Origin of the sequence: Burkholderia sp. Ap-955 (assembly GCF_011753045.1) — a bacterium.
Taxonomy (GTDB): domain Bacteria; phylum Pseudomonadota; class Gammaproteobacteria; order Burkholderiales; family Burkholderiaceae; genus Burkholderia; species Burkholderia lata_D.
Genome location: NZ_VWWH01000084.1, coordinates 25,034 through 32,403, shown reverse-complemented (window position 1 = coordinate 32,403; position 7,370 = coordinate 25,034). Strand labels below are relative to the sequence as shown.

The window sequence follows — 7,370 nt, the reverse complement described above, 5'->3', positions numbered from 1 at the left end:
CGCGCAGGGTCGGCGCGGCCGGCGCGGTGCGCGCGCCGGTCAGGACATCCCGCCGCCGAGCGCGCGGTACAGCGTCATCTGGTTGTTGAGCCGGTTCAGGCGCGTCAGTTCGTCGGCGCTTTGCGCATCGCGCAGCCGCTGCTGCTGATCGAGCCACGGCTGCACGGCGGTCGCGCCGGCCGCGAAGCGCGCGGCGGCCAGCTGTTCGGCGCGCTGCGCCTGGGCCAGCGACAGCGCGCGCTGTTCGGCTTCGCGTTCGAGCTGCACACGCGCCGACAGCGCGTTCTCGACTTCCGCGAGCGCCGTGTAGAGTTTCTGGCGGAACCCGACGACGGCTTCTTCGTACTGCGACTTCGACACCTTGATCTGCAGCTGCATCGTGTTCCACTGGATGAACGGCAGTGCCAGGCCCAGCCCGAGCGTGCCGACCGGATTCATCAGCACGCGCTCGAGGCTCGTGCTCGACGTGCCGGCCTGGCCGGTCAGCGTGAAGGTCGGATAGAAGCTCGTGCGCGTCGCGTCGACCTGCGCGAGCGACTCGCGCAGCCGGAATTCCGCCGCGCGCAGGTCGGGGCGCCGGCCGAGCAGGCTCGCGGGCAGGCCGGCCACGACTTCCGGCGGCGCCGCGACGGGCAGTGCGGCCGGCTCGGCCGCGTGCTGCTGCGGCGGCCGGTCAAACAGGATCGCGAGCGCGTGGCGGTTCTCGGTGCGTTGCTGGATCAGTTGCGTCTGCGCGGCGCGTTGCGCGGCGAGGCTCTGTTCGGCCTGCGCGAGATCGAGCCCCGACACGGCGCCGGCCGTGTGCCGCGACCGGACGACCGCAAGCGTGCGGACCGCATACGCGATGTTCGCGTCGCCGAGCGCGATCTGCCGGTTCAGATAGCCGATCTGCCAGTACAGCGACGCGGTCGTGCCGATCAGCGACAGCCGCGCGGCTTCGAGATCGGCGGCCGTCGCGTCGGCTTCCCAGCGCGCGGCGTCGCGCAGCGCGGCCAGCCGGCCCCACAGGTCGATTTCATAGCTGAGCGAGCCGGTCACGCCGCTCGTCCGGCTCATCTGGTGCGTATCGAGCGTGCGCGACACGGCGCCGTTCGCGCCGAGCGACACGTTCGGCGTCAGGTTCGTATCCGCGAGCCCGGCCTGCAGTTGCGCACGGTACACGCGGATCGCCGCGATCGCGAGGTCGTTGTTGGCGCGCAGCGCGTCGTCGATCAGCGCGTCGAGCTGCGGATCGCCGAAGCTGCGCCACCAGTCGCGTGTGGTGGACGGTGCGCCGGCCGCGACCGGCGCTTCCCAGTTCGCGGGCATCGCGACGGTGGGCAGCGGTTCGTGGCGCGCGCCGGCACAGCCGGCGAGCAGCGCGGCCGCGCACGCGACTGCGCCCAGGCGGTGGAGGGAAGAGGAATGCGTCATGACAGATCTTTCTTCAATCGCGCGCGAGCGCATCGATCGGATCGAGCCGCGATGCGTTGCGCGCGGGCATGAAGCCGAAAATCACACCGGTGAGCGTCGAGCAGACGAACGCGGTCACGATCGCGCCGGCCGAGAACACCATCTTCCACTGCGCGACGAACATCGAGAACAGCGCGCCGAGCCCGAACGACAGCGCGATGCCGATCGTGCCGCCGAGCAGGCAGACGAGCACGGCTTCGACGAGAAACTGCTGCAGGATGTCGGACTGGCGCGCGCCGACCGCCATCCGGATGCCGATTTCGCGCGTGCGCTCGGTGACCGACACCAGCATGATGTTCATCACGCCGATCCCGCCGACGACGAGCGAGATCACCGCGATCAGCGACAGCAGCAAGGTGAGCGACTGGCCGGTCTTCTCGACGGTCTTCACCACGCTGTCCATGTTGTACGTGAAGAAGTCCTTGCGGCCGTGGCGCTGCGTCATCAGCTTTTCGAGGCTTTTCTCGGCGGCGGCGCTCGGCTGCCCGTCGCGCACGCGCACGGTGATGCTGTCGAGATAGCGCTGCCCGAACAGGCGCCCGCTCGCGGTCGTGTACGGCACCCACACGTTCAGGCTCTTCACGCTGCCGAACGCGCTCTTCTTGTCGGCCGTCACGCCGATCACGATGCACGGCACGTTGTCGACCAGGATCACTTCGCCGATCGGGTTGCGCGTCGCGCCGAACAGCTTGCGGCGCGTGTTCTGGTCGATCACGGCCACCTGCACCTGGCGGCGCACCGCGTCCTCGTCGAACGCGACACCCAGTGCGAAGCGCATCCCGCGCGCCTGGAAGAAGCGATCGCCGACGCCGCTCACGAGCGCGTTCACGTCGACGTTGCGGTAGCGCAGCAGCAGCGTGCGCGACGTTTCGGGCGTCGCGCTGTCGACGTACGGCTGCTCGGCGAGCGCGGCGACATCGGCGGGCACGAGCGTCTGGATCGCGTCGGCGCGGCTGTCGCCCCAGTCGGTGCCCGGATAGAGGTTGATCGTGTTCGTGCCGATGCTGCCGATCTCGTCGAGCATGTAGCGCTTCGCGCCTTCACCGATCGCGACGATCGACACGACCGACGTGATGCCGATGATGATGCCGAGCATCGTCAGCAGCGTGCGCAGCCGGTGCGATACAAGCGCGATCCATGCCATCCGGCAGGCTTCGGCGAAGCGGCCGGAGCCGGCCGCGAAGCGTCGCGTGCGGGTGGCGGTATCGGTATCGGTATCGGTATCGGTATCGGTATCGGTATCGGTGTCGACGGCGGCGGGCGGCGGTGGCGTGTCGTGGCGATCGTGCGCGTGCGGCGCGCGGGTGGCGGCTTCGCTCGCTTCCGCTGCGTCGACCCCCGCTTCCACGAGCGCTTCCTCGAGCGCTTCTGCGTAGTGACGATTCGGCCGGTCGGCGACGATCTCGCCGTCGCTGATCTCGATGATGCGCTTCGCATGGCGCGCGACGGCCTTGTCGTGCGTGACGATGACGATCGTATGGCCGAGCGCGTTCAGCTCGTGCAGGATGCGGATCACGTCCTGGCCGCTTTTCGTGTCGAGCGCGCCGGTCGGTTCGTCGGCGAGGATCACCTGGCCGCCGTTCATCAACGCACGCGCGATGCTCACGCGCTGCTGCTGGCCGCCGGACAGTTGCCCGGGGCGATGGTGCGCACGATCCGCGAGCCCGAGGCGCGCGAGCAGTTCGCGTGCGCGTGCGTGCCGCTCGGCGCGCGGCGTGCCGGCATAGATCGCGGGCATCTCGAGGTTCGCGACGGCGTCGACGTGCGGCAGCAGGTGGTAGCGCTGGAACACGAAGCCGAAGTGCTCTCGGCGCAGTTGCGCGAGCTCGTCGCTGTCGAGCATGTGCGTGTCGCGGCCGCCGACCGAGTAGGTACCTTCGCTCGGGTGGTCGAGGCAGCCGAGGATGTTCATCAGCGTCGACTTCCCGGAGCCCGACGCGCCGACGATCGCGACGATCTCGCCCGCGTGGATCGACAGGTTGACGTTGTTCAGGACAACGACATCCTTGTCGCCGGCCGGAAAGCGTCGCGTGACGGCGGCGAGTTTCAGCAGGGGCTGGCTCATCGTCACATCACGTCCGCCAGCGGCGCGTGGTCGTCACCGGCCGCTTCGCCGATCACGACGCGGTCGCCGTCCTTCAGGCCGGCCAGGACTTCGACGCGCACGTTGTTGTTGATGCCGATGCGCACGTTGCGCGTCTCCGTGCTGCCGTCGGCGCGCAGCACACGCACCGCGTAGGTGCCGTCCTTGCGCTTTTCGCCGAGCGCGGCCGCCGGAATGCTGAGCGCGTTGCGTGCATTGCCGAGCACGATGTTGACTTGCGCGGTCATCGAGATGCGCAGCCGATGCTCGGGATTCGGCACTTCGAACAGCGCGTTGTAGAACACGGCCGAATTCGGTTTCGTGCCGCCGCCCGCGCCACCACCGAGCGGGCTCTGCGCTTCCGCGTAGTTCTGCGGCGCCGGCTCGATCGCGCGCAGCTTGCCGTAGTGGCGCTTGTCCGGTTCGCCGAGGATCGTGAAATACGCGGTCTGGCCGGCACGCACGCGGATCACGTCGGCTTCCGACACCTGCGCCTTCACGGTCATCGTGTCGAGATCGGCGAGCTTCAGGATCACCGGCGCCTGCTGCTGGGCGATCACGGTCTGGCCTTCCTGCGTGACGACCGCGACGACCTCTCCGTCGATCGGCGCGACGATGCGCGTATAGCCGAGGTTCGCCTGCGCCGTTTCGATCTGGATGCGGGCCGAGCGGATCTGCGCGGCGAGCGACGCGAGTGTCGCGCGCTGCACGTCGAGCGCCGCGCGTGCGGCCTCGAACGATTCGCGCGAGGTTGCATCGTCGGGCAGCATCGCCTGCTGGCGCTTGAACGCGAGTTCCGCCTGCGTGAGTTGCGCGGCGGTCGATTGTTGTTGCGCGCGCAGGCTTTCTTCGCTGGCGCGCGCCTGGCGCAGCGCGTTTTCCGAGATCACGGGATCGATCTCGGCGAGCCACTGGCCCTTCGTGACCTTGTCGCCGAGCTTGACCTTCAGCGACTTCAACTGCCCCGACACCTGCGCGCCGACGTCGACCTGCCGGAAGGCCTGCAGCGCGCCGGTGGCCAGCACCGCGTTCTCGAGATCGCCGCGCGAGACGGGCGCGGACAGGTATTGCGGATGCTTGTCGGGTGCGCACGCCTTCAGCGTGACGCCGGCGGCGATTGCCACGATGGCAAGGGTAGCCAGCACGATGCGCCGGCGGCGATGGGTCTTCTGAGTCATGAACGTGCGGCGAGGATCAGGCAGTGCCGGCGATGCGTGCGGCCAGGCGGGACGATCCGGTCGGCGTCGCATGTCGGGCAGGTTGCCCGCGACGGCATCCGCGTACGCATCGCGCGGGCGTGCCGAGTCGAATCAGCCGCTCATGGTAAGCGAGGACATCACGCCAAATCGTGTGGAAATTGTGCTGAATTGTGCGAACGCCGCACGGAAACGGAGGCCGTGCGGCGTCATTGTTGCGGACCGTGACCACGGCACGCGAAGGCCCGTGCGCGTATCGCGGCGTGTACTGACGTGCGTTACCGCTGCGCGGCGACGAGCGCCATCATCGGCCGGTCGCGCTCCTCGTCGAGCGCGGGCAGCGCATCGACCTGCGCCTGCGTCGGTCCCCATTCGTCCAGGTGCGTGAGCGTGAAGCCGCTGCCGATCAGCAGGTTCACGAGCGTGCCGAGCGTGCGGTGCTGCTTGACGACGCCCGGCGCGAGCCAGTCGGTCACGCGTTCGCCTTCGCGCTGGTAGCCGTCGAGCGGCCAGGACCGGTTGCCCTGCGCATCGACGACGAAGCCGGGCCGGCGCGGCGCCGTATAAATGGGATGTTCGATCGAGAACACGAGCCGCCCGCCGGGCACGAGCGCGCGATGAATCGTGCGCAGCAGCGTGTCGAGGTGCGCGACGTAGTGGAAGGCGAGCGAGCTGTATGCGAGATCGAACGCGGCGTTGGGCAACGCGAGCGTTTCGAGATCGGCGCGGCGGTACGTGATCGCCGGGTGCGCGGCGGTCCAGGCCGCGCGTTCGAGCATGCGCTCGGAGACATCGATGCCGAGCACGCTTGCCGCGCCCTGATCGGCCGCCCAGCGGCTGAACCAGCCGTAGCCGCAGCCGAGGTCGAGCACGTCGCGGCCGTGCAGGTCGGGCAGCAGCGCGCGCAGCGCGGGCCATTCGGGTGCGCCGTCGAGGCCGTGAATCGAGCGGCTCAGGCGGCTGTAGCCTTCGAAGAAGGCCGGGTCGTCGTAGATGTTCTGCGTCATGCGTAGTGCCTCGTGCGGGTAGGGCACGCGGTGCCGCGCGCCCGATCCCGCGAGCTTACGCGCGCTGCCTGCCCGCGTCGATCCGGCGTTGCGTGTCGGCGTCGACGACGTCGCGGATCGCGCTGAACAGCGGCGCGGCGTCGGTGTAGCGGCGGCCGTAGCCGAGATTGAACGCGTAGTCGAAATCGGGCGGGTTGCTGCCCTGGTTGTGCTGCAGGATCGTCTCGAGCTTGTCGAGCGCCTTCGCCGCACGTGCTTCCGGCGTAGCCGCCGCCTCGTATTCATCCCACAGCGCGACGATCTCGTCGCGCCGCGCGGGATCGAGCGGTGCGGTCAGCGTCAGCAGGTCGTCGCGTTCTTGCGCGCTTTTGTCGGGGTGCGCGTCTTGTTCGATCGCGGGAATGTCGCCGTGCAGCGCCTCGCCGAGATCGTGGACGACGCACAGCTTCAGCAGCTTCAGCGTGTCGATGCCGGGCAGCGCGTCGGCGAACACGAGCGCCATCAGGCACAGCCGCCAGCTGTGCTCGGCCGTGCTTTCCGCGCGCCCGGACGACGTGTGGCCGCTGCGCAGCACATCCTTCAGGCGTTCGGCTTCGCGCAGGAAAGCGAGCCGCGCGTGGATCGTATCGGGGGTCATGGTGGGTCGGCGTCGTTGCGATGAGCGCCTAGCGTAATGCGGGTGGGTGTGCTTCGTCCACGCATGAAATATGCGTGGCGGAGGCGCTTTGCCGAGCCTCTACTTCACGAAAAGCCCGGCCCAGCAGAACAGCGCGAGGAAGGCCGTCTGAACACCGACGATCAGGCTGAACAGCCAGGGGCTGCTGCGGCGCCCCACCCGCCTGCCGCCGGCGTTGGCCACACCCGAGCGAAGCGCAACGAGCACGGCCGCGCCCAGATAGAGAATGAACGCGACGATCACGAGTTCTCGCATGACAAGCGTCGACATGTGGCATTTCCCCTGGGCGTGCTGCCATTCACGTTCGCATCTTTTGCGTGGCATGCCGGACACGTTGAAGCTCGCCGCACCGTTGCCGGCATGCGGTGCTTCATCGCGACCCGGCAATCACGCATCCTGGAGCGTCTCCACGAGCCGCGCGGCCGAGCCGTCCGACAGCGTCATCCGCGTCCACCGGCACGTGCTGCCGCGGATCGGCACGACGCGCGACGCATTCGCACCGGTGTCGAATTCGACGCTCGGCGGCCCCGCGTGGTCGTGCCAGCCGAGCGTGTCGAGCGCGGCTTCCATGCGGACGATCTCCGGCGTCGCGTAGCGCCACAGCGACGTGCCGAGCAACATCGACAGCGGCTGCGAGAATTCGGCCGCGCGCGCCGGGGAAGAAGCGAGCAGGCGGTGCGTGAGGTCGCACACGAGATGCATGCGGCCCGCGCTGCCCGCGACGAGTCGCGCAAGCGCGTGATCGCCGGCCGAATCGAGGCGTGCCGCGAGCAACCGCTCGGCCGTCGCGCGCTCGTCGGGCGACATCTGCTGGAGGCCGGCTTCCCAGCGCGAGATCGTCGATTGCGCGACGCCGAACAGTTCGGCCGCATGGTTTTGCTTGACGCGATGCAGCGTGCGCCAGCGCTTGAGTTGCGGGCCGAGCGGCGGCGCGTGAAGTGGTGAGGCGGTCATGG

Annotated in this window: 7 protein-coding genes; all 7 read right to left on the bottom strand. The window is 69.0% G+C overall.

Annotation, left to right across the window (positions count from 1 at the left end; translation table 11 throughout):
• Positions 1–39 precede the first annotated feature (39 nt).
• Entirely contained in the window at positions 40–1,413 is a 1,374-nt protein-coding gene (locus F3J15_RS30090) for an efflux transporter outer membrane subunit (protein WP_166895798.1), read from the bottom strand.
• Between the two features lie 13 nt (positions 1,414–1,426).
• Positions 1,427–3,517 carry a MacB family efflux pump subunit gene (locus tag F3J15_RS30085; protein WP_166895796.1) on the bottom strand — a complete coding sequence of 697 codons (2,091 nt, stop codon included), beginning with the start codon at positions 3,515–3,517 and terminating at the stop codon, positions 1,427–1,429.
• 2 nt (positions 3,518–3,519) lie between these two features.
• Positions 3,520–4,713 (bottom strand): efflux RND transporter periplasmic adaptor subunit, encoded by a 1,194-nt coding sequence (locus tag F3J15_RS30080; RefSeq protein ID WP_166895794.1) that lies wholly within the window; start codon positions 4,711–4,713, stop codon positions 3,520–3,522.
• Positions 4,714–5,009: 296 nt separating this feature from the next.
• Entirely contained in the window at positions 5,010–5,738 is a 729-nt protein-coding gene (locus F3J15_RS30075) for a class I SAM-dependent methyltransferase (RefSeq protein ID WP_089485262.1), read from the bottom strand.
• 55 nt (positions 5,739–5,793) lie between these two features.
• Positions 5,794–6,375, bottom strand: a complete 582-nt coding sequence (locus F3J15_RS30070) for an HD domain-containing protein (RefSeq protein ID WP_166895792.1) — start codon at positions 6,373–6,375, stop codon at positions 5,794–5,796.
• Between the two features lie 99 nt (positions 6,376–6,474).
• Positions 6,475–6,684, bottom strand: a complete 210-nt coding sequence (locus tag F3J15_RS30065) for a hypothetical protein (protein ID WP_166895790.1) — start codon at positions 6,682–6,684, stop codon at positions 6,475–6,477.
• Between the two features lie 117 nt (positions 6,685–6,801).
• The gene (locus tag F3J15_RS30060) at positions 6,802–7,368 is read right to left on the bottom strand and encodes a helix-turn-helix transcriptional regulator (protein WP_166895787.1); all 567 of its coding nucleotides are present in this window, start codon (positions 7,366–7,368) and stop codon (positions 6,802–6,804) included.
• Between the last annotated feature and the right edge of the window lie 2 nt (positions 7,369–7,370).